This is a genomic window from Pseudomonas sp. BBP2017 (assembly GCF_003024385.1).
Lineage (GTDB): Bacteria > Pseudomonadota > Gammaproteobacteria > Pseudomonadales > Pseudomonadaceae > Aquipseudomonas.
In genome coordinates this window covers 68,629-90,101 of sequence record NZ_PVZN01000011.1, presented here as the reverse complement: position 1 = coordinate 90,101, position 21,473 = coordinate 68,629, and the positions used below count along the sequence as shown (strand labels likewise).

The following is a 21,473-nucleotide window of genomic DNA, read 5'->3' as shown; positions in this document are numbered from 1 at the left end:
TCCCTAAAAACCCAGGCTGGACAGCAGATCGTCGACATCGTCCTGACCGGACACAACGTCTTCACGTTTATCGGCATGAATCTGTGGACCTTCACCCCGAGTCGGATGTTTTTCTTGATCTTTTTCAGCACGTAGCTGCTGGTGGTCATGTTCGATACCGGCAAAGCGGTCGACTTGACTGGCCATCAGCACGAGCTTGAGCAGATTGCTTTCTACTTCGGTGACCAGTGCTGTGACACGCTTGATCACCTGACCGGTCAGGTCCTGATAGTCCTGAGCCAGCAGAATGTCGTTGAGGTGACCGGCGACCTTGCGGCTGCCTTCCTCGCTGCGCTCCAGGAAGCGGTCGACGCGGTGCATCAGCTCGCGGAACTCCGGCGCGGCCACTTCACGGCGCAAGAAGCGCTGCCAGTCGGCGCGCAGATCGCGGGCTTCGTCACTCAGCTCGTGGAGTACCGGAGTACTCTCCTCGACCAGGTCCATGGTCCGGTTCGCCGCGCCCTCGGTCAGCTTGACCACATAGGACAAGCGCTCGGTCGCATCAGTGATCTGTGAGACTTCCTCGGCCTGCGGCATTTGCGGGTCGATCTGGAAACTGACGATCGCACTGTGCAGCTCGCGCGTAAGCTTGCCGACTTCCTGATACAGGCCACGGTCACGGGTCTGGTTCAGCTGATGGATCAGTTGCACCGCGTCGCCGAATTTGCCCCGTTCGAGACTGTCAACCAGTTCTTGGGCATGCTTCTTCAGTGTCGACTCGAAGCCGTCCAACGATGAATGTGTTTGCTCCATAGCGCCCCCGTGGCGTGTCTTAGCTGTTGACGCGCTCGAAGATCTTCTCGATCTTTTCTTTCAGCACCTGGGCGGTGAACGGCTTGACCACATAGCCGTTGACGCCAGCCTGGGCCGCTTCGATGATCTGCTCGCGCTTGGCTTCGGCAGTCACCATCAGCACTGGCAGGTGCTTGAGGCGCTCGTCGGCACGCACTTTGCGCAGCAGGTCGATACCGGACATACCCGGCATGTTCCAGTCGGTCACGAGAAAATCGAAATGACCGCTTTCGAGCATCGGCAGCGCCGTGTTGCCGTCGTCGGCTTCCTGGGTGTTGGTGAAGCCCAGGTCACGCAGCAGGTTCTTGATGATCCGCCGCATCGTCGAAAAGTCGTCGACGATGAGGATTTTCATGTCTTTGTTCAATTAGACCTCCAAGCAGTCTTTAACGCGCTCAATGCTGAACGCGCATTCAATCAATTCGGGCACTACATTTCACGACTGCATTGAACCTGCGTTCAACGCGCCCGCCATTCCCCCAGGCGACCACGCAAACGCGCCGCGCACTGGCTGTGCAACTGGCTGACGCGCGACTCGCTGACACCCAGGACCTCACCGATTTCCTTGAGGTTCAGCTCTTCGTCGTAGTACAGCGCCAGTACCAGACGCTCGCGTTCAGGCAGGTTGGCGATGGCATCGGCCAGGGCTGCCTGAAAACGCTCATCTTCCAGATCGCGCGAAGGCGAGAGCTGGGCACTGGCGCCGTCCTCGTGCAGGCCTTCATGTTCGCCGTCCTGTAACAGGTCGTCGAAACTGAACAGGCGGCTGCCCAGGGTGTCATTCAAAATCCCGTAATAATCATCGAGACTCAATTGAAGTTCGGCAGCAACCTCGTGATCTTTAGCGTCACGGCCGGTTTTTGCTTCAATTGCACGAATCGCGTCACTGACCATGCGGGTGTTGCGGTGAACCGAACGTGGCGCCCAGTCCCCTTTACGTACTTCGTCAAGCATTGCCCCACGGATGCGGATACCCGCGTAAGTCTCAAAACTGGCACCCTTGCTCGCGTCATACTTGTTGCTGACTTCGAGCAGGCCGATCATGCCGGCCTGAATCAAGTCCTCAACCTGTACACTGGCCGGCAAACGCGCCAGCAAGTGATAGGCGATACGCTTGACCAACGGTGCGTAGCGCTCGATCAACGCATACTGACCATCGCGAGACGCGTTGCTGTACATCCGGTATCCGCTGGCGTTCATAGCACCGGTCCCGCGCTCGTCGGCTGCACCAGGCGCTCGACAAAAAACTCCAGATGACCACGCGGGTTGGCAGGCAGCGGCCAGCTGTCGACCTTCTGGGCAATGGCTTTGAATGCCAGCGCGCACTTGGAACGCGGAAAGGCTTCATAGACCGCCCGCTGCTTTTGCACCGCCTTGCGCACACATTCGTCGTAAGGCACCGCGCCGACGTATTGTAGGGCGACGTCAAGGAAGCGATCTGTGACCTTGGTCAACTTGGCGAACAGGTTGCGCCCTTCCTGCGGGCTCTGCGCCATGTTGGCAAGAACCCGGAAACGGTTCATGCCGTAATCGCGATTGAGCAGCTTGATCAGCGCGTAGGCGTCGGTAATCGAGGTCGGCTCGTCGCACACCACCAGCAGCACCTCCTGCGCGGCACGGACGAAACTGACTACTGAGTCACCAATACCGGCAGCGGTATCGATCACCAGCACATCGAGGTTGTCGCCGATCTCGCTGAAGGCCTGAATCAGACCAGCATGCTGGGCAGGCGCCAGGTGCACCATGCTCTGCGTGCCGGAAGCGGCGGGCACAATGCGCACGCCACCCGGCCCCTGCAGCAGCACATCGCGCAGCTCGCAGCGACCCTCGATCACGTCGGCCAAGGTGCGCTTGGGCGTCAAGCCGAGCAATACGTCGACGTTGGCCAGGCCCAGGTCGGCATCCAGCAGCATGACCCGACGGCCAAGCTCTGCCAGTGCCAATGACAGGTTCACCGACACATTGGTCTTGCCGACGCCACCTTTGCCGCCAGTCACGGCGATCACCTGTACGGGATGCATGCTACCCATGTTTGTTCATTACCTTGTCTTGCTTAGACCGAGGCCACATGACCGGCTGCGCTTTCAACACCTGAAAAATGCCTGGCAGTCCATCAATGCAGATACTTTGCAACGTCTTCACAATCACCTCAGCCAACACGCTTGCCGGGGCTGTGGTAGAGATCAGCGAACATATCGGCCATTGCCTCTTCGCTGGGCTCGTCCTGCATCTGCACACTCACCGCGCGGCTGACCAACTGGTGCCGGCGCGGTAGGTGCAGATCGTCAGGAATGCGCGGCCCATCGGTAAGATAGGCCACTGGCAATTCGTGACTGATGGCCAGGCTCAGGACTTCGCCGAGACTGGCTGTTTCATCAAGTTTGGTCAGGATGCACCCTGCAAGCCCACAGCGCTTGTAGCTGTGGTAGGCCGCGGTGAGCACCTGCTTCTGGCTGGTTGTCGCCAGCACCAGATAATTTTTAGACGCAATTCCGCGTCCAGCCAGGGTTTCCAGCTGCATGCGCAGGGCCGGATCACTGGCCTGCAGGCCAGCGGTATCGATCAGCACCACGCGCTTGCGCAGCAAAGGCTCCAGTGCCTGGGCCAGAAACTGGCCGGGATCGACGTGAGTGACCGATACATTGAGGATCCGCCCCAGGGTCTTGAGCTGCTCCTGAGCGCCGATGCGGAAACTGTCCATACTCACCAGCGCCAGGTTCTGCGCGCCATACTTGAGCACATAACGCGCCGCCAGCTTGGCCAGGGTAGTGGTCTTGCCCATGCCCGCCGGCCCGACCATGGCGATCACTCCGCCCTCTTCGATCGGCTCGACTTCCGGCACATCGATACGCCGCGCCAGGTGGGCGAGCAGCATGCGCCAGGCATGACGGGGCTCCTCGATGCCGGCGATCTGCGCCAGCAGGTCATGCGCCAGCGGACCAGACAGGCCGATACGCTGCAGACGACGCCAGAGGTTGGCCTGCTGTGGCTGACTACCCTGCAGCTGACTCCAGGCCAACGAGCCGAGCTGAACTTCAAGCAGCTCGCGCAGCCCGCTGAGTTCCGAACGCATGGCATCGAACAGGCGCGGGTCAACCGGCGCGGCAGCCGCGGCAACCGCCGCAGCCGGCGTCTCGACAAGTGTCTCGACCAGCGGCTCGGAGGCGGTCAGCGGCAAGCCGGCAAACAGCTGGCGGTTGCCGTCTTCGCTTTCGCTGCGGCTACTGAGCTCGGCCTGGGCGGTGACGATGCGCGACTGGGTCTTGCGCAGTTCATCTTCGAGCTCGACATTCGGAACCCGTGGCGCCAGGGCGGACAGCTTGTAGTCCAGCGCAGCCGTCAGCTCGACACCGCCAGCAATCCGTCGGTTGCCGATGATGGCGGCATCAGCCCCCAGCTCATCTCGAACCAGCTTCATGGCCTGACGCATATCGGCGGCGAAAAAACGCTTAACTTGCATAACCCACTACCTCAGCCGTTGGGGCCTACTGTGGCAACGATGGTAACTTGCTTGTTGTCAGGTATTTCCTGATACGCCAAAACATGCAAATTCGGTACAGCCAGGCGACCGAAGCGCGACAGCATCGCCCGTACCGGTCCTGCGACCAGCAGGATCGCCGGTTGCCCTTGCATCTCTTGCCGCTGGGCAGCCTCAATCAACGAACGCTGAAGCTTTTCAGCCATGCTCGGTTCAAGAAGAACACCGTCTTCCTGACCTTGCCCGGCCCTTTGCAGACTATTGAGCAAAATCTGTTCCAACCTTGGCTCAAGGGTGATCACAGGCAGCTCGGACTCAACGCCGACAATGCTTTGCACGATAGCGCGACACAATCCGACGCGGACCACGGCGACCAACGCGGCGGTATCTTGACTCTTGACCGCATTGTTGGCGATCGCCTCGGCAATGCTGCGAATATCACGCACCGGCACCTGCTCGGCGAGCAACGCCTGCAGGACCTTGAGCAGCCCCGACAACGAAATGACGCCCGGCACCAGCTCTTCGGCAAGCTTGGGCGAGGCCTTGGCCAACACCTGCAGCAGTTGTTGGACTTCCTCATGGCCAATCAGTTCGTGGCAGTGCTTGTGCAGAATCTGGTTCAAATGGGTCGCGACCACGGTGCTGGCATCCACCACGGTGTAGCCCAGCGATTGCGCCTGACTGCGCTGATTGACGTCGATCCACACCGCTTCGAGGCCGAACGCCGGGTCGCGGGCAGCAATACCGTTGAGGGTACCAAAGACCTGCCCAGGATTGATAGCCAGCTCGCGATCGGGATAAATCTCGGCTTCGGCCAGGATCACCCCCATCAGAGTCAGGCGATAGGCGCTAGGGGCCAAGTCGAGGTTGTCGCGGATATGCACCGTGGGCATGAGAAAACCCAGGTCCTGGGAGAGCTTCTTGCGCACCCCCTTGATCCGCGCCAGCAACTGCCCACCCTGATTGCGATCAACCAGGGGAATCAGCCGATAGCCGACCTCCAGGCCGATCATGTCAATGGGCGTAACGTCGTCCCAGCCCAGCTCCTTGGTTTCCATGGCGCGCTGCGGCGAGGGCAGCAAATCCTGCTGGCGCTGAACTTCTTCCAACGCTTTGACCTTGGCCAGGTTCTGCTTGCGCCAGAGCCAATAGGCACCGCCAGCGGCCACCAGCCCCAAGCTCAGGAAGGCGAAGTGCGGCATGCCCGGCACCAGGCCCATGACGATCATGATGCCCGCCGACACCCCCAGCGCCTTGGGCGAATCGAACATCTGCCGATTGATCTGGTTACCCATGTCTTCAGAACCGGAGGCACGGGTCACCATGATGGCGGCAGCGGTGGACAACAGCAGTGATGGCAATTGCGCCACCAAACCGTCACCAATGGTCAGCAAGGCATAGACTTTACCGGCATCGCCGAAGGTCATGCCATGCTGGAACATACCGACCAGCACGCCGCCGATCAGGTTGATGAAGAGGATCAGCAAGCCGGCGATGGCGTCACCGCGAACGAACTTGCTGGCACCGTCCATCGAACCGTAGAACTCAGCCTCCTGGGCTACTTCAGAGCGTCGTGCCTTGGCCTGGGCCTGATCGATCAGGCCGGCATTGAGGTCGGCGTCGATGGCCATCTGCTTGCCCGGCATTGCATCGAGGGTGAAACGCGCGCTCACCTCGGAAATACGCCCGGCACCTTTGGTTACCACCACGAAGTTGATGATCATCAAAATCGCGAACACCACGATACCGACCACGTAGTTGCCGCCGATCACCACCTCACCGAAGGCCTGGATCACTTTACCGGCAGCGGCATGACCATCCTGTCCATGGAGCATGACCACCCGCGTGGAGGCCACGTTCAGGGCCAGGCGCAACAAGGTTGCCACCAGCAGGATGGTCGGAAACGCAGCGAAATCGAGGGGGCGCAGGGCGTAGACGCAGACCAGCAGGACCACGATCGACAAGGCAATGTTGAAGGTGAAGAACACGTCGAGCAAAAACGGCGGGATCGGCAACATCATCATTGCCAGCATCACCAGCAGCAACAGCGGCACACCCAGATTCCCCCGACCTAACCCGGCCAGGTTGTTACGGGCATTGCTGATTAACTGAGAGCGGTCCACCGGTATTCCTCGTCTAGCTCAAGCAAAACTTTGACGCGTTTCTGACGCGCGCTGCGCTGCCTTTGCAAGAAGCTTTCCAACTTTGAGCAATGGGGTGTTTTTGATGAGAGCGGTCTGGCAGAGATATTAATCGTGCTGCAAATCCGGCGGAATCGGCAGATCCTTGAGCGGCTCCGGCGGCTTGCCCTTGCCTGCCCGGTACTGACGGATCTGGAAGACGTAGGCCAGTACCTGGGCCACCGCCAGGTACAGCCCGGCGGGAATCTCTTCCTCAAGCTCGGTGGAGTAGTAAATCGAACGCGCCAACGCCGGCGACTCAAGCACCTGAATCTTGTGCTCTTTGGCAATTTCACGAATTTTCAAGGCAATGAAGTCAGCCCCTTTGGCCAGCAGCAAAGGCGCAGCGCCCTTCTCCGGGTCGTACTTGAGTGCCACGGCATAGTGGGTCGGGTTGGTGATAATCACGTCCGCCTCAGGGATCGCCGCCATCATCCGCCGTTGCGACGCTTCGCGCTGCAGTTGGCGGATACGCTGCTTGACCTCCGGCTTGCCTTCGCTGTCCTTGTACTCGTCGCGCACTTCCTGCTTGGTCATCAGCAGTTTTTTGTGCGCCTGCCAGAGCTGGATCGGCACGTCCGCCGCAGCAATCAGCAGCAAGCCGGCCGCCATCCACATCGCACTCCAGCCCACTACCTGAACGCAGTGAATGATCGCCTGATCCAGTGGTTCATTAGCGATTGCCAGCAGGTCGTCACGGTCCGCCGACAGCACGACCAAGGCAACGATCAGAGTCATGAAGAACTTGGCCAAGGCCTTGAGCAACTCGGACAAAGCATTGACCGAGAACATCCGCTTGATCCCGGCCAGCGGATTCATGCGGCTGAACTTGGGCTGCAAGAGACTGCCGGAGAACAGAAAACCGCCCAGCGCCACTGGCCCGATGATCGCTGCCACCAGCAATACCAGCAACACTGGCTGAACCATGAGCAGTGCAGACTTACCGGCAGCCATGAGGAAAATCCCCATGAAACGCTCATCGGTGATCACTTCACGAGACAAAATGAAGTTGCTGCGCATCAACTCCATCAAGGCCTGAGCCATTCCACCGCCAAACGCCAGCAATGCGCCGGCGCCCGCCAGGGTCACTGCCACCGTATTGAGTTCTTTGGAGCGCGCGATCTCGCCCTTTTCCCGCGCGTCCTTCTTGCGCTTGTCGGTGGGGTCTTCTGTTTTGTCCTGACCGCTTTCGCTCTCTGCCATGCTCAGCGCGCCCTTGCCAGCTCACGCATCCACTGCAAGGCCTCAGAGGCCAGTGCCTGGTAATGCGGAAGAATGTCAGCCAGGGTAACCCAGAAAATCCCCAGCCCCAGCACCAATGTCAGCGGAAAACCGATGGAAAAGATGTTTAGCTGCGGCGCCGCACGGGTCATCACGCCAAAGGCGATGTTGACCACCAGCAATGCGGTGATGGCTGGCAGCACCAGCAACAGCGCAGCGCCCAGCACCCAACTCAGGCGCCCGGCCAGATCCCAGAAATGATTGACCAGCAAACCACTGCCCACCGGCAAGGTGGTGAAGCTCTCGGTGAGCACCTCAAACACCACCAAGTGGCCGTTGATAGCAAGAAACAACAAGGTCACCAGCATGGTCAGGAACTGGCCGATCACCGCAACGTTGACGCCGTTGGCCGGGTCAACCATCGAGGCGAACGCCATGCCCATCTGGATCGCGACAATCTGCCCGGCAATCACGAATATCTGGAAAAACAGCTGTAGCGACAGACCGAACAGCGCGCCAATGATGATTTGCTCGGCAATCAGCAGCAGTGCACTGAGGTCCAGCGCGTGGACTTCAGGCATTGGCGGCAAGCCGGGCACGATCACCACGGTAATTGCCAGGGCGAAGTACAGGCGAACACGCGCTGGCAGCAAGGTGGTGCCAAACACCGGCATGGTCATCAGCACTGCGGTCACGCGAAACAGCGGCAGAATGAAACTGGCCACCCACGTGCTTATCTGCGCATCGGTCAGCTCGAGCATGGAGGCGTCAGCCGATCAGCTGCGGAATGCTGCCGTACAACGACAGGATGTATTCCATGAACTTCTGCACCAGCCACGGCCCGGCCACGATCAGGGTCACCAGCATCACCAACAGGCGCGGCAGGAAACTCAGGGTCTGTTCGTTGATCTGCGTCGCCGCCTGGAACATCGCCACGATCAACCCCACCAGCAGGCTCGGCACCACCAGTACGGCGACCATCAGGGTGGTCAGCCACAGCGCGTCACGAAACAGATCGACGGCGACTTCAGGGGTCATGGTCTATTTCTCCTCGCGGCGTCAGACGCCGCCGAAACTGCCGGCCAGGGTGCCCATGATCAAGGCCCAGCCATCGACCAGCACAAACAGCATGATCTTGAACGGCAACGAGATGATCAGCGGCGAGAGCATCATCATACCCATGGCCATCAGCACACTGGCCACTACCAGGTCGATGATCAGGAACGGGATGAAGATCATGAAGCCGATCTGGAAGGCGGTTTTCAGCTCCGAGGTAACGAACGCCGGCACCAGGATGGTCAGCGGCACCTGATCGGGGCTGGCAATGTCGGTGCGCTTGGACAGACGCATGAACAGGTCCAGGTCACTCTGGCGAGTCTGCGCCAGCATGAAGTCCTTGAGCGGCACCTGGGCCTTGGCAATGGCGTCCTGGGCCACCATCTGCTCGTTCAGGTAAGGCTGCAGGGCGTCCTTGTTCACTCGGTCGAACACCGGCGCCATGATGAACATGGTCAGGAACAACGCCATGCCGGTGAGGATCTGGTTCGACGGCGTCTGCTGCAGGCCCAAGGCCTGACGCAGGATGGAGAAGACAATGATGATTCGGGTGAAGCTGGTCATCAGGATGACGAACGCCGGAATGAAACTCAGCGCCGTCATGATCAGCAGGATCTGCAAGCTGACCGAGTACTCCTGCTGCCCGTCCGCACCATTGGACAGGGTAATGGCCGGAATCGACAACGGATCGGCAGCCAGGGCCAGTGGCGCTGCCAACAGCAACAGCAGCGTCAACATCATGCGCAATGCGCCCATTACGACCTACCCTTCTGATCCTTGCCCATCAGCTCCATCAGGCGCTGGGCGAATTCTGGTGTTGCCTGACGCGCACCGACAGGCACCTCGACCGGTTCGGCCAAGACGTGCAACGCCTCGATGCTGCCAGGCGTATGACCGATCAGAATCTGCTCCTTGCCGACCTGTATCAGCAACAAGCGATCCCTGGGCCCCAAGGTGCGACTACCGAGAATTTCAATGACCTGGCCTGAGCCAGGCGCGGCGTTCTGAACACGGCGCAACAGCCAGGCGAGCAGGAAGATCAGCCCCAGCACCAGCAGCAATCCCAGCACCAACTGGGTCAGTTGCCCGGCGGCACTGCCGCCACTGCTCGGCGCCACCACAGTGGCGGCCGGCTGCACAGTGGCCAGGGCCACGTCCATATACAGGGTGGCGGCCAACGCCAGGCCGCAGTGCAGGAAACGCCTCACTCAGCGCAGCTTCTTGATACGTTCGCTCGGACTGATCACGTCAGTCAGACGAATGCCGAACTTTTCGTTGACCACGACCACTTCACCGTGGGCGATCAGCGTGCCGTTAACCAGCACGTCAAGCGGCTCACCGGCCAGACGATCCAGCTCGATCACCGAGCCCTGGTTGAGCTGCAACAGGTTGCGGATGTTGATCTCGGTGCTGCCGACTTCCATGGAGATGCTCACTGGAATGTCCAGGATTACGTCCAGGTTCGGGCCATCGAGCGTCACCTGCTCGTTGCTGCGCGGCGAGCTGCCGAACTCTTCCATAGGCAGGCGACTGGACGCCGGCGCACCGCCGAGGTCAGCGGCCAGCAAGGCGTCAATATCGGCCTGGCCGGCGTCGCCGGTTTCTTCCAGGGCAGCCGCCCACTCATCGGCCAGGGCCTGCTCTTCCGGAGAGGTGATGTCGTTTTCGTTAGCCATTTTGTCCTCGACGGGCAATCAATTCGGAGTTGGAACAACCGGCGCCGCTCAGCGGCGCTCGATCGGATCGATAATCTGCAGGGCCAGGGTGCCTTTGTGCGAACCCAGCTTGGCCTTGAACGACGGCACGCCGTTGGCCCGCAGGATCAGCTCATCAGGCAGCTCGACCGGAATCACATCACCGGGCTGCATGTGCAGGATGTCGCGCAGCTTCAGCTGGCGGCGGGCGACCGTGGCGCTCAGCGGCACGCTGACATCCAGTACGTCTTCGCGCAGGGCTTTGATCCAGCGCTCGTCCTGGTCATCCAGGTCAGACTGGAAACCGGCATCGAGCATTTCGCGCACCGGCTCGATCATCGAATACGGCATGGTCACGTGCAGGTCGCCGCCACCGCCATCGAGCTCGATGTGGAAGGTCGACACCACCACCGCCTCACTCGGCCCGACAATGTTGGCCATGGCCGGGTTGACCTCGGAGTTTATGTACTCGAAGTTGACCGGCATGATCGCCTGCCAGGCTTCTTTGAGATCGACGAATGCCTGGTCCAGCACCATGCGCACCACGCGCAGTTCGGTCGGGGTGAACTCACGCCCCTCGATCTTGGCGTGACGACCGTCACCACCAAAGAAGTTGTCCACCAGCTTGAACACCAGCTTGGCATCAAGAATGAACAGCGAAGTACCGCGCAACGGCTTGATCTTCACCAGATTCAGACTGGTTGGCACATACAACGAGTGCACGTACTCACCGAACTTCATCACCTGCACACCACCAACCGCAACGTCGGCAGAGCGACGCAACAGGTTGAACATGCTGATACGGGTGTAACGGGCGAAGCGTTCGTTGATCATTTCCAGGGTCGGCATGCGTCCGCGAACGATGCGGTCCTGGCTGGTCAGGTCATAGCTTTTGATGCTGCCAGGTTCGGCGTTGCTCTCGGTTTGTACCAACCCATCGTCGACACCATGCAACAAGGCATCGATTTCATCCTGGGACAGCAGGTCCTGCACGGCCATCGGTGGCTCCTACTGCAATACGAAATTGGTGAACAGCAACTGGTCGATGACCGGCTTGCCGATTTCCTTCTGGGCAACTTCCTGAACGCTGGCGGTCGCCTTCTGCCGCAACATCTCCTGGCCAACAGGGCTTGCCAGGGTGTCGAAGCCCTGCCCGGAAAACAGCATCACCAGGTTGTTGCGAAGCACCGGCATGTGCACCTTCAACGCATCCAGCGCAGCCTGGTCACGCCCCTGCAAGGTGATGCTCACCTGCATGTAGCGCTGCCGGCCGTTCTGGTTGAAGTTGACCACGAAGGCGGGCGCCAGTGGCTCGTAGATCGCCACAGGCTTGAGGTTGCCGGTCTGCGCCGGGTCTGCCGTCGGCTTGTCCGCCGACTTGTGCAGGACGAACCAGGTGGCACCCACCGACAGACCGATGGCCAGCAGCAATGCCAGCACCAGTAGCAGGATCAGCTTGAGTTTGCCTTTCGCGGCGGGGTCTTTCTCTGCGTCGCTCTTCGCCATGCCAATATTCCGTCATTCATCGGAGAATTCAGTCACATGGCGTGGGTTGAGCAAGTGTTATGCCAACCTGGCTAACGGCCGGCGCCCCTGATGGGGCGGACTTGCTGTGGGAGCGGGCTTGCCCCGCGATGCGATGTGGCTGACCGTCTGCAATCGCGGGGCAAGCCCGCTCCCACAGGGAGAAATCAGGCGTAGTAGTCGACTGCGCTGGAGCCGATCACGGTCCGCCGCTCGACAGGGGCAGCGCTTGCAGCAACCTCACCTTCTTCGCCCGCCGCATTACGCCGCGCCGCCACACCGCTCAAACGCGGCGAGTCAGGGTTGCCCTGCTGTTGCTGCTGGCCACGCGATTGATCGGCGACATTGACATCCGGCTGGCCGAGCCCTTGCTGGGCGAACATTTCCTTGAGGCGGTGCACCTGGTTTTCCAGCGCTTCACGCACGCCAACATGGCCACTGGTGAAGGTGATCTGCGCCTGCTGCTCAGGTGCCAGGTTGACACGAATGTCCAGACGACCCAATTCTGCCGGCTCCAGCTGGATGTCGGCTGACTTCAAACTCTGGCTGGACAGGTACATCACTCGATTGACCAAGCCTTCGGTCCAGCCACCCTGGTTCATCGCCAGTGGCTGATGCAAAGGCGCTGCGGCGACCGGCACAGCATTGGCGGTTTTTGCCGTGGCCGCCTGGGTCAGAGTGCTCAAGCGCTCAGCAAAGTTATCCACGCGGGTGTCACTGGAGGCACTCTTGAGGTCCTTGAGGCCATCATCGAGCAACCCGGAAAACGCTTTCTCGCCCGCCTCGCCCTGCTCGGTATCAGCACCCGGTTTATCAAGCAGCGCCGCCAGGGTATTGACGGCAGGCTGGGTTGGCGCTGCTTCAGGCTGAGCTGTCGCCGGTTTAGTGGCGGCGTGCGCCGAGGTGGTTCCCTGCGCCTGCGCGCTCTGCTCAAGCGCCATGCGCAAGGCTGGCAGGTCGGCCAGCGGATCGGCCTGCGGATCGAACTCAGGCGCTACTGCGAGGGTCGCTGCCGGCGCAGCCTGGGCTTGTAGCTGGGCCGCCTGGACAACCGGCGCCACCGCCTCAGCCTGAGCCTGAATCAACTGGGCACCAGGCTGCGCATCGGTCACTTGACCGGCCACCAGATTGGGATCGAGAAGCGTCGGGTCTGCACTTTCGCCGTCAACGGCAAGTGTACCCTCCTGGCCCTCAGGCAATGCCTTGCCGCTGTCGGCAAACTTCGACTGCTCGGCGGCAGCCCCCTTGCCGCCGGCAACGTCCTCCCCCTCCGGAACACGGTGCTCACGATTGAGGCTGTCGGCGGCCGCAGACGACTTTTCCCGGGACTGCTGCGCATACACACTGGAAAAGCCCGAGGCTTTGTCGTTCGCCGCCTGCAGCGGCTTGTCCGGCTGGCTGACGGCAGCGCGTGACGCCTTTGTCGCAGCACTGACCTGCAGCAATGGATTGGAAGCGACCGGCATGTAGGATTCTCCGCGACAGAGGGTCTTGAATAATAACTATCGAGAACTTAGCAAGAGTCGCGCCAAGATCAAAAGCGCAACCTCAGCCAATCGAAACTCGCCGACGCTCAACAGCGTACAACTGGCGAACAGCCTCATATTCGCGATCGATCTGATTAATCAGGTCTTCGATGTCATTCAGCGGTGGTTGCTTGACGCGCTCTTCCAGCTGCCGGCACAACTCGGCCAGAGCCTTGGCGCCCATGTTGCTGCTGCTGCCCTTGAAGCTGTGCGCGGCATAGCCTAGCTCTTCGGGACTGGTGGCCTTGCGCAACTGGCCAAGGCGTTTATCGGAATCATCAAGAAAGGTATCGAGCAACGTCAGGTAGTCATCTTCCATGACCTCCTGCAAGCCGTTTAACACCTCGTGATCGATGTGGATATTGGACACTTGCTCACTCCTTGATCAAGTTGGATTATGCCAGAGCCTCCCAGGCGAACTCCACGCATACGCGGCGCCCTTCGTCAGCCCATTCGGCACGCCGGCTCAGCCTGCGTATCAGGTTCAGTCCGCGCCCATACAAGCCCTGCTCTACCAGCGGACGGGCGAGCACCGTAGCCACACTGAAGCCCTTGCCGCTATCTTCGACTTCAATGCACAGACGCCCTCCCAAGCCTTGCGGTTCAACACGCAACCCTATTCGAATATAGCCGCTGCTCAGCGCCTGCAAACGCTCATTGCGCCGACGGTAGTATTCGCCGAACCCCTGGGCATCGCGCTTGAGCTCAGAATCGAGCCCCAACACCCCATGCTCCAGGGCATTGGAATACAGCTCGCTGAGCACACTGTGCAACGCTCCGCTCTGGGCACGCAAACCATGTATCTCCTGTAGCAACTGCAACAGATACGGTAACGGATTGAAGCGCTTGATCGTCTCGGCGCGAAACTCGAACTGCAGCGACCAGTCCAGCGGCGTGGATTGCCCGCTGTCAGAATAGATCACTGACGGTGGCGCCAATGCATCCGGCTCGACAACCGCAATCTCCAGCAAACTCACATCATCACGCGAGCAGCCGCGGAACGCCTCCAGTGCCTGATTGATCTCCTCGAACAAAAGATCCGGCTGGCGATTATCACCAAGCACCTGAAGCAGCCGCTCGACCCCGAACAGCCGGTCGCTCTCGTCACTGGTATCAACCACGCCGTCGGACAGCAACAACAGGCGTTCGCCCAGAGCCAGGGGCAGGACCTGAGTTGAATCGTCGAAGCGTTCCGGGGCCAGCACACCCAGCGGCAAGTGCCGGGACACCAACGGCAACGGCGCACCGCCGTCAGCAGACAACAGGTAACCATCGGGCATACCGCCGTTCCACACCTCGACCATGCGTCGCTGGAAACTCAGGTTGAGCAGCAGCGCGCAGCAGAACATATCCACCGGCAGGATGCGTTTGAGCTTGGCATTCATCTCGCGCAGGGTTTCGGCCAGGCCATACCCCTTGGCCGTCATGCCGTAGAAAACCTCGGCCAGCGGCATCGCACCGACGGCGGCGGGCAAACCATGCCCGGTGAAGTCACCCAGCAGCACATGCATGTCACCGGACGGGGTAAATGCCGCCAGCAGCAGATCACCGTTGAACAGCGCATAAGGTGACTGCAGGTAGCGGATATTAGGGGCATTCAGGCAACCGGCGTGGGCGACTTTATCGAACACCGCCTTGGCCACCCGCTGTTCGTTGAGCAGGTGATGGTGATGACGGGCGATCTGATCACGCTGCTCCAGCACCGTGGCCTGCAAGCGGCGCAGGCGATCCATGGCCTTGATTTTGGCGGCCAGGATCACCGGGCTGTAGGGCTTTGCCAGAAAATCGTCGCCCCCCGCTTCCAGGCAGCGCACCAACGCTTCGTCTTCACTGAGCGAGGTCAGAAAGATGATCGGCACCAGCGTCTCACCGGCCAGTGCCTTGATTTGCCGCGCCGCCTCGAAACCATCCATCACCGGCATCAGCGCATCGAGCAACACCAGTTGCGGACGCTGCTCGGCAAACAATGCCACCGCCTGCTCGCCGTTTTCAGCGGTGAGCACCGCATGACCCTGCTTGCTGACGATTCGTGCCAGCAGCAGACGATCCGCCGCACCATCCTCAACGATCAGCACGGTCAGGCGTGATTCAGGCATGGCCTGGATCAACTGATGTCGAACAGTTTGTCGAAGTTGGAGATGGCGAGGATCTTGCGCACGTCCGAGTTGGTGTTGACCACCCGCACGTCCGACGCTTCACCGCCGACGTAATCGCGCAGCATCAACAGCATGCCGAGCGCCGAGCTGTCCAGGTAGGTAGCGTCCTTGAGGTCGACCACCACCAAGCCTGGCTTCTGGCCCTTGCGATCATAGGCATTACGAAATTCCTGATGCTTGCCAAAGTCAAAGCGCCCTTTGACCTGGATCGTCAGCTTTTTCCCATCCTGGGACATTTCAGATTCAACTGCCATGTTGGCGATTCCTTCCTTTACGACGATTGCAGACACCAAGAAGGTTTAGCAGTCCGACAGCCCGGGGGCAACCCCTCCCGGTCAAGGCCTGCGTCAATAGCGATCATGACGCGGCAAGCGCTGGGACAACTCGTCGAGCAGTTTTTGCTCGCGCTTGTCTTCGATCATCCGCGCCTCGTCAATATAGCGCTGGACCAGCTTGCGCAGCCCTTCGACCCGGGCATAGGCCTGTTGCCAGGTGCCACGGGCGTTATTGAGGTTGTTCTGGTGCCAGGCCAGGCTCTGGCGCTGCTGGGTCATGGCGCTCTCCAGTTGCCCGAGAAAGCGCTGGTAGTTGACCAGCCAACTGCCGGAAACGCCCTGCCCGCCGCGGTCGATCCATTGCAGCTGGTAATCTTCGCGAAAGCGGTCGAGTTCGGCGAGCTTGGTCTGCGCCAAATTCACCTGTTGCTGAAACTGCCCCAGACGCTGAGCAGCCTGGCGCTCGGCATTTTCGGCCATTTCCACCACAGGGGTCAGACGCGCGGCACGACTGGCCTGGGCCATGGCCTATCAGCCTGCGTCGGATTTAGGCTGGGCGAACACACTGGCCAGATGCTCGCGACTCTGCTGCATACCCACATTGTCGTTCAGGCCCTGACGCAGGAAATGCACCAGTTTTGGTTGCAGCGCGATGGCCAGGTCAGTTTCGGCATCACCACCGGCCACGTAAGCGCCAACGCTGATCAGGTCGCGGCTCTGCGACAGGCGCGACCACAGCTGCTTGAACTGTTGCGCCTCGCGCATCTGCTCAGGACTGACCACCTGAGGCATGACCCGACTGATCGAAGCTTCGATATCAATGGCCGGATAATGCCCTTCTTCAGCCAGGCGCCGCGACAACACGATATGCCCGTCGAGCACACCGCGCGCCGAGTCAGCAATCGGATCCTGCTGGTCGTCACCCTCAGACAGCACGGTATAGAACGCGGTAATCGAACCACCGCCCGCCTCGCCATTGCCGGCTCGCTCCACCAGTTTGGGCAACTTGGCAAACACCGAGGGCGGATAACCCTTGGTCGCTGGCGGCTCGCCGATGGCCAGGGCGATTTCCCGCTGGGCCTGGGCGAAACGGGTCAGCGAATCCATCAACAACAGGACGTTCTTGCCCCTGTCACGAAAGTATTCGGCAATCCGCGTGCAATACATGGCGGCACGCAGACGCATCAGCGGCGCATCGTCAGCGGGCGAGGCCACGACCACCGAGCGCTTGAGGCCCTCGGTGCCAAGAATATGCTCGATGAACTCCTTGACCTCACGACCCCGCTCACCGATCAAACCGACCACGATGATGTCGGCTTCGGTAAAGCGAGTCATCATCCCCAGCAGCACACTCTTGCCCACCCCGGTACCGGCGAACAGGCCCAAGCGCTGGCCACGACCTACGGTCAGCAGGCCGTTGATGCTGCGGATACCGACATCCAGCGGCACACTGATCGGGTCGCGATTGAGCGGGTTGATGGTCGGACCGTCCATCGGCACCCAGTCTTCGGCCTTCATCCCGCCTTTGCCATCCAGCGCCCGGCCAGCACCGTCAAGGACCCGACCGAGCATGCTCATACCCATGGGCAGACGGCCGTTGTCGGCCAGCGGCACAACCCGCGCCCCTGGCGCGATCCCAGCGACACTGCCGACCGGCATGAGGAACACTTTGCTGCCGGCGAAGCCCATGACTTCCGCCTCGACCCGCACCGGGTGGTAGCTGTCGTCGTTGATCACCACGCAGCGGCTGCCAATCGCAGCACGCAGGCCTTCGGCTTCCAGGGTCAAGCCGACCATGCGCAGCAGGCGACCCTCGACGACGGGCTGGTCAGGCAACTTTACGCTGTTGGCATAGGTGCCCAGGCGCTTGCCGAAACTGGTACGTTCAAGGCGCATTGGTGTCGTCCAGATCGACCGTCAAATCAGGCGCCGCCGGATGCAAGCCTTGGTCGTGCATTTGATCGAACAGTTGCGCCAGGGCCTTGTCGATACGGGTTTCCATGGTCGCATCGATGCGGCTATGATCGGTTTCGATACGGCAGCCACCCGGCAGTAGCGCCTCGTCTTCAATCAACTTCCAGCGCTCTTCGTGACGCTCGCGCAAGGCCTTGGCCTGCTCGAAGTCCTGCGGGTTGATATGAATACGGATGTTGTCAGCGCCCATGGGCAGCAGCTTCAGGGCCTCACGCAGCACCTGGCCGATCTGACTGGAGTCGCCGCGCAGCTCACGGCCGATGACTTCCCGGGCCATGTGCGCGACCAGTTTGACCAGGGCTTTCTCGATCTGGCTGTCCTGCTCGGCAATTGGCTCCAGCAGGTTACCCATCAGTTGTTCGAGGCTGGCCAATTTGGCCGCCAGCGCAATTTCAGCTTCCTGACGGACCTTGAGCTGGGTGCTGTGGAAGCCCTCGCGCTCACCGGTGGCAAAGCCTTCGTTGTAGGCTTCCTGACGAATGCTTTCGAGCTCCTCGAGGGTCAGCGGCTGGACTTCCTCCAGCGGTACTTCCTCGATTTCTTCCTGAACCACTTCAGGCTCAGGTTCCGGCTCAGGTTCGGGCTCCGGGTCGAAGCTGGGCAGCGCCCAGCGATTGAAGGCCTCGACTTCATCGGCGCGAATCAGTTCACTCAGGTGCTCGTTGGTTGACATGATTGCACGCACTCAAAAAAATCGCGGAGCAAGCCGGCTCCCACAGAGCCCTCCCCTGTAGGAGCGGGCTTGCCCCGCGATAGACTTTAGATCATCTCTTCGCCGCCCTTGCCACCGAGCACGATCTCTCCGGCTTCGGCCATACGGCGGGCGATAGTGAGGATTTCCTTCTGCGCCGTCTCGACATCGCTGACCCGTACCGGCCCTTTGGCCTCCAGATCGTCGCGCAGCAGTTCCGAGGCACGCTTGGACATGTTCTTGAAGATCTTGTCCTTGACCCTCTCGTCGGCGCCCTTGAGGGAAACCACCAGCACGTCGGAGGAGACCTCGCGCAGCAGCGCCTGGATACCGCGATCGTCGACATCGGCAAGGTTGTTGAAGACGAACATCAGGTCTTCGATCTGCTCGGAGAGATCGCCATCGATGTCGCGGATCGCGTCCATCAGCTGGCCTTCCACGGAGCTGTCGAGGAAGTTCATGATGTCAGCAGCACGCTTGATACCACCCAGGGTGGTGCGCGCCGCATTGGAATTGCCGGAGAACTGCTTCTCGAGGATCTGGTTGAGCTCCTTGAGCGCCGCCGGTTGCACCGTATTGAGCGAGGAGACGCGCAGGATGATGTCCAGGCGCACCTTATGGTCGAAGTTGCCCAGCACTTCACCGGCCTGGTCAGGGTCCAGGTAGGCGACAACAATGGCCTGAATCTGCGGGTGCTCATAGCGGATGACATCAGCCACGGCACGCGGCTCCATCCACTTGAGGCTGTCCAGGCCACTGGTGTTGCCACCGAGCAGGATGCGGTCGATCAGGCCGTTGGCCTTGTCTTCACCCAGGGCTTGAGTGAGCATCTTGCGGATGTAGCCGTCGGAGCCGACACCCAGGCTGGTCTGGTCGCCGACAATCTCGACGAACTCACTCATTACCTGCTCGACCTGCTCGCGATGCACGTTACCCATCTGCGCCATGGCCACGCCAACTCGCTGCACTTCCTTGGGCCCCATGTGCCGCAGCACTTGAGCGGCATCGGTTTCGCCCAGGGACAGCAGCAGGATCGCCGCCTTGTCGACCCGGGTGAGTTTGGCGGTAAGGGCTCGGTTGTCACTCATCGGCGTTGATCCACTCTTTCACGACCTGTGCCACACGACCCGGATCTTCAGCCACCAGGCTCTTGATTGCGTTGAGCTGCGCATCGTAGCCCTCGCTCGGGCTCGGCAACAGAATGCTTTGCGGACCACCCAGGCTCACGCGGTCGTTGGCCAGTTCGCCATCCAGACCGAGCATACCGCCCAGTTCCATGTCGCCATCGGCACCGGCGTTTTGCTTGCCATTGCCGGTGATGTTGTTAAGTACCGGGCGCAGCACACCGAACACCAGCACGAGGATGAACAGTACCCCCATGACCTGCTTGATGATGTCCCAGAACCACGGCTGCGAGTAGAACGGAATTTCGGCGATCACCTCGCCACGGTCAGCGGCGAACGGCACGTTGATCACGCTGACACTGTCGCCACGACTGGCGTCGAAGCCCACCGCGTCCTGCACCAGACGGGTGAAGCGCGCCAGGTCTTCAGCGCCCCAGGGTGCACGGGTGCTGTCACCGGTGGCCGGGTCAATCTTGACCTGATCATCAACCACCACCGCCACCGACAGCCGGTTCAGGCGGCCCTGTTGCTGACGGGTATGGCTGATGGAGCGGTCCAGCTCGAAGTTCTTGGTCGACTGCAGGCGCTTGTCCGCAGGATAAGGCGCGAGCATCGGCTGGCCGGTGGCCGGATCCATGATCTGCTGGCCGTTGGCATCGAGCAGTGGCTGCCCAGGCTGGACCGCGGCAGTGGCCCCTGGCGTACCACCAGTGGTTTGCGGCGCGGAAGCCGGGCCAGGCGGCTGGTTGCTCAGGGCGCCCGGCACACCTTGCGGGCTCATGCTGCTGGAGCGTTGCTCATTGACCGACTGCTCACTGCGCAACGCCGGCTGATCAGGGTTAAACTGTTCAGAAGTGGATTCGACGGCACTGAAATCGACATCGGCCGACACTTCGGCCTTGTAGCGATCATTGCCCAGCACTGGCAGGAGGATATTGTGCACACGCTGGGTGAGCATGCCTTCCATGCGGCGGCTGTAGTCGAACTGTTTGCCAGCCATGGTCAGTTCGGAGCTGGCGAGCTGTTCGGAGAGCAGGTTGCCCTTCTGGTCCACCACGGTGACCTGGGACTTGTCCAGTTCCGGCACACTGGTTGCCACCAGGTTGACAATCGCCATCACCTGACCGGCCTCCAGAGCGCGGCCCGGATACAGTTCGACCAGCACCGAGGCACTCGGCCGACGCTCGTCACGGACGAACACCGAGCTCTTCGGTATAGCCAGGTGCACGCGAGCGGCTTTGACGTTATTGAGGCTGGAGACGGTGCGCGCCAGCTCACCTTCAAGGCCACGGCGATAACGGGTGGCCTCCATGAACTGACTGGTACCCAGACCTTGTTCCTTGTCGAGAATCTCGAAGCCGACATTGCCGTCGCTCGGTGCCACACCGGCGGCGGCCAGCTTCAGGCGGGCACGGGAGAGGTCGTCAGCCTTGACCAGCAAGGCGCCGGAATTGGGTTCGACGTTGTAGGGAATATCGGCAGCGGCCAGGGTTTCCATGACCTGCTTGGTGTCCATGCCCGCCAAGCTGCCGTACAGTGGACGGTAGTCGGGCTGCTGCGACCAGAGCACCACGGCAAAACCGATGGCCACACTCGCGGCCAGACCGACCAGCAGGCCAACCTGACGCAGCATGGGCATCTGCGAGATGTTTTCCAGGAACGACATGCCGAACAACGGCGGCTTGGGCGCTGATGCGCTGCCTTTGGCGGGCACGTTATCGACGACTGCTTCGGCCATGACTC

At 60.7% G+C, this 21,473-nt stretch carries 23 protein-coding genes; all 23 read right to left on the bottom strand.

Going from position 1 to position 21,473, the window contains the following annotated elements:
* Positions 1–3: 3 nt before the first annotated feature.
* Positions 4–792, bottom strand: a complete 789-nt coding sequence (locus tag C6382_RS15015; protein ID WP_107025199.1) for a protein phosphatase CheZ — start codon at positions 790–792, stop codon at positions 4–6.
* A gap of 19 nt (positions 793–811) precedes the next feature.
* Entirely contained in the window at positions 812–1,186 is a 375-nt protein-coding gene (locus C6382_RS15010) for a chemotaxis response regulator CheY (RefSeq protein WP_036990294.1), read from the bottom strand.
* Between the two features lie 104 nt (positions 1,187–1,290).
* Positions 1,291–2,031: an RNA polymerase sigma factor FliA gene (gene fliA / locus C6382_RS15005; RefSeq protein WP_107025198.1), complete on the bottom strand. Its 741-nt coding sequence runs from the start codon at positions 2,029–2,031 to the stop codon at positions 1,291–1,293.
* Positions 2,028–2,861: a flagellar synthesis regulator FleN gene (fleN, locus tag C6382_RS15000; RefSeq protein WP_016393812.1), complete on the bottom strand. Its 834-nt coding sequence runs from the start codon at positions 2,859–2,861 to the stop codon at positions 2,028–2,030. The genes fliA and fleN overlap by 4 nt, the downstream gene beginning before the upstream one ends.
* A gap of 119 nt (positions 2,862–2,980) precedes the next feature.
* Positions 2,981–4,291: a flagellar biosynthesis protein FlhF gene (flhF, locus tag C6382_RS14995; protein ID WP_107025197.1), complete on the bottom strand. Its 1,311-nt coding sequence runs from the start codon at positions 4,289–4,291 to the stop codon at positions 2,981–2,983.
* Between the two features lie 11 nt (positions 4,292–4,302).
* The gene (gene flhA, locus C6382_RS14990; protein ID WP_107025196.1) at positions 4,303–6,432 is read right to left on the bottom strand and encodes a flagellar biosynthesis protein FlhA; all 2,130 of its coding nucleotides are present in this window, start codon (positions 6,430–6,432) and stop codon (positions 4,303–4,305) included.
* A gap of 126 nt (positions 6,433–6,558) precedes the next feature.
* On the bottom strand, positions 6,559–7,692 hold the full coding sequence (gene flhB, locus C6382_RS14985) for a flagellar biosynthesis protein FlhB (protein ID WP_107025195.1): 1,134 nt from the start codon (positions 7,690–7,692) through the stop codon (positions 6,559–6,561).
* 2 nt (positions 7,693–7,694) lie between these two features.
* The gene (gene fliR / locus C6382_RS14980; RefSeq protein ID WP_107025194.1) at positions 7,695–8,471 is read right to left on the bottom strand and encodes a flagellar biosynthetic protein FliR; all 777 of its coding nucleotides are present in this window, start codon (positions 8,469–8,471) and stop codon (positions 7,695–7,697) included.
* Positions 8,472–8,478: 7 nt separating this feature from the next.
* Complete coding sequence (gene fliQ / locus C6382_RS14975; protein WP_038613343.1) at positions 8,479–8,748, bottom strand: flagellar biosynthesis protein FliQ; 270 nt, start codon at positions 8,746–8,748, stop codon at positions 8,479–8,481.
* A 21-nt stretch (positions 8,749–8,769) separates the two neighbouring features.
* Positions 8,770–9,522, bottom strand: coding sequence for a flagellar type III secretion system pore protein FliP (fliP, locus tag C6382_RS14970; RefSeq protein WP_107025193.1), 753 nt, complete (start codon positions 9,520–9,522; stop codon positions 8,770–8,772).
* A complete protein-coding gene (gene fliO / locus C6382_RS14965; RefSeq protein ID WP_107025271.1) occupies positions 9,522–9,926 on the bottom strand; it encodes a flagellar biosynthetic protein FliO in 405 nt (134 codons plus the stop codon). Before fliO ends, fliP begins: the two co-directional genes overlap by 1 nt.
* A gap of 48 nt (positions 9,927–9,974) precedes the next feature.
* Positions 9,975–10,442, bottom strand: coding sequence for a flagellar motor switch protein FliN (gene fliN, locus C6382_RS14960; protein WP_107025192.1), 468 nt, complete (start codon positions 10,440–10,442; stop codon positions 9,975–9,977).
* 48 nt (positions 10,443–10,490) lie between these two features.
* Entirely contained in the window at positions 10,491–11,459 is a 969-nt protein-coding gene (gene fliM / locus C6382_RS14955) for a flagellar motor switch protein FliM (protein ID WP_107025191.1), read from the bottom strand.
* A gap of 9 nt (positions 11,460–11,468) precedes the next feature.
* On the bottom strand, positions 11,469–11,966 hold the full coding sequence (fliL, locus tag C6382_RS14950; protein WP_107025190.1) for a flagellar basal body-associated protein FliL: 498 nt from the start codon (positions 11,964–11,966) through the stop codon (positions 11,469–11,471).
* A gap of 185 nt (positions 11,967–12,151) precedes the next feature.
* On the bottom strand, positions 12,152–13,450 hold the full coding sequence (locus tag C6382_RS14945; protein ID WP_107025189.1) for a flagellar hook-length control protein FliK: 1,299 nt from the start codon (positions 13,448–13,450) through the stop codon (positions 12,152–12,154).
* An 82-nt stretch (positions 13,451–13,532) separates the two neighbouring features.
* Positions 13,533–13,880 (bottom strand): Hpt domain-containing protein, encoded by a 348-nt coding sequence (locus C6382_RS14940; protein ID WP_178082785.1) that lies wholly within the window; start codon positions 13,878–13,880, stop codon positions 13,533–13,535.
* 25 nt (positions 13,881–13,905) lie between these two features.
* A complete protein-coding gene (locus C6382_RS14935; protein WP_107025188.1) occupies positions 13,906–15,606 on the bottom strand; it encodes a fused response regulator/phosphatase in 1,701 nt (566 codons plus the stop codon).
* 8 nt (positions 15,607–15,614) lie between these two features.
* Positions 15,615–15,920, bottom strand: a complete 306-nt coding sequence (locus tag C6382_RS14930) for an STAS domain-containing protein (RefSeq protein ID WP_107025187.1) — start codon at positions 15,918–15,920, stop codon at positions 15,615–15,617.
* A gap of 93 nt (positions 15,921–16,013) precedes the next feature.
* The gene (fliJ, locus tag C6382_RS14925) at positions 16,014–16,466 is read right to left on the bottom strand and encodes a flagellar export protein FliJ (protein WP_107025186.1); all 453 of its coding nucleotides are present in this window, start codon (positions 16,464–16,466) and stop codon (positions 16,014–16,016) included.
* A 6-nt stretch (positions 16,467–16,472) separates the two neighbouring features.
* Positions 16,473–17,837: a flagellar protein export ATPase FliI gene (fliI, locus tag C6382_RS14920; protein ID WP_107025185.1), complete on the bottom strand. Its 1,365-nt coding sequence runs from the start codon at positions 17,835–17,837 to the stop codon at positions 16,473–16,475.
* Positions 17,827–18,588 (bottom strand): flagellar assembly protein FliH, encoded by a 762-nt coding sequence (fliH, locus tag C6382_RS14915; RefSeq protein WP_107025184.1) that lies wholly within the window; start codon positions 18,586–18,588, stop codon positions 17,827–17,829. Before fliH ends, fliI begins: the two co-directional genes overlap by 11 nt.
* An 86-nt stretch (positions 18,589–18,674) precedes the next feature.
* A complete protein-coding gene (gene fliG / locus C6382_RS14910) occupies positions 18,675–19,694 on the bottom strand; it encodes a flagellar motor switch protein FliG (protein ID WP_107025183.1) in 1,020 nt (339 codons plus the stop codon).
* The gene (gene fliF / locus C6382_RS14905; protein ID WP_107025182.1) at positions 19,687–21,468 is read right to left on the bottom strand and encodes a flagellar basal-body MS-ring/collar protein FliF; all 1,782 of its coding nucleotides are present in this window, start codon (positions 21,466–21,468) and stop codon (positions 19,687–19,689) included. The genes fliG and fliF overlap by 8 nt, the downstream gene beginning before the upstream one ends.
* Positions 21,469–21,473: the final 5 nt, after the last annotated feature.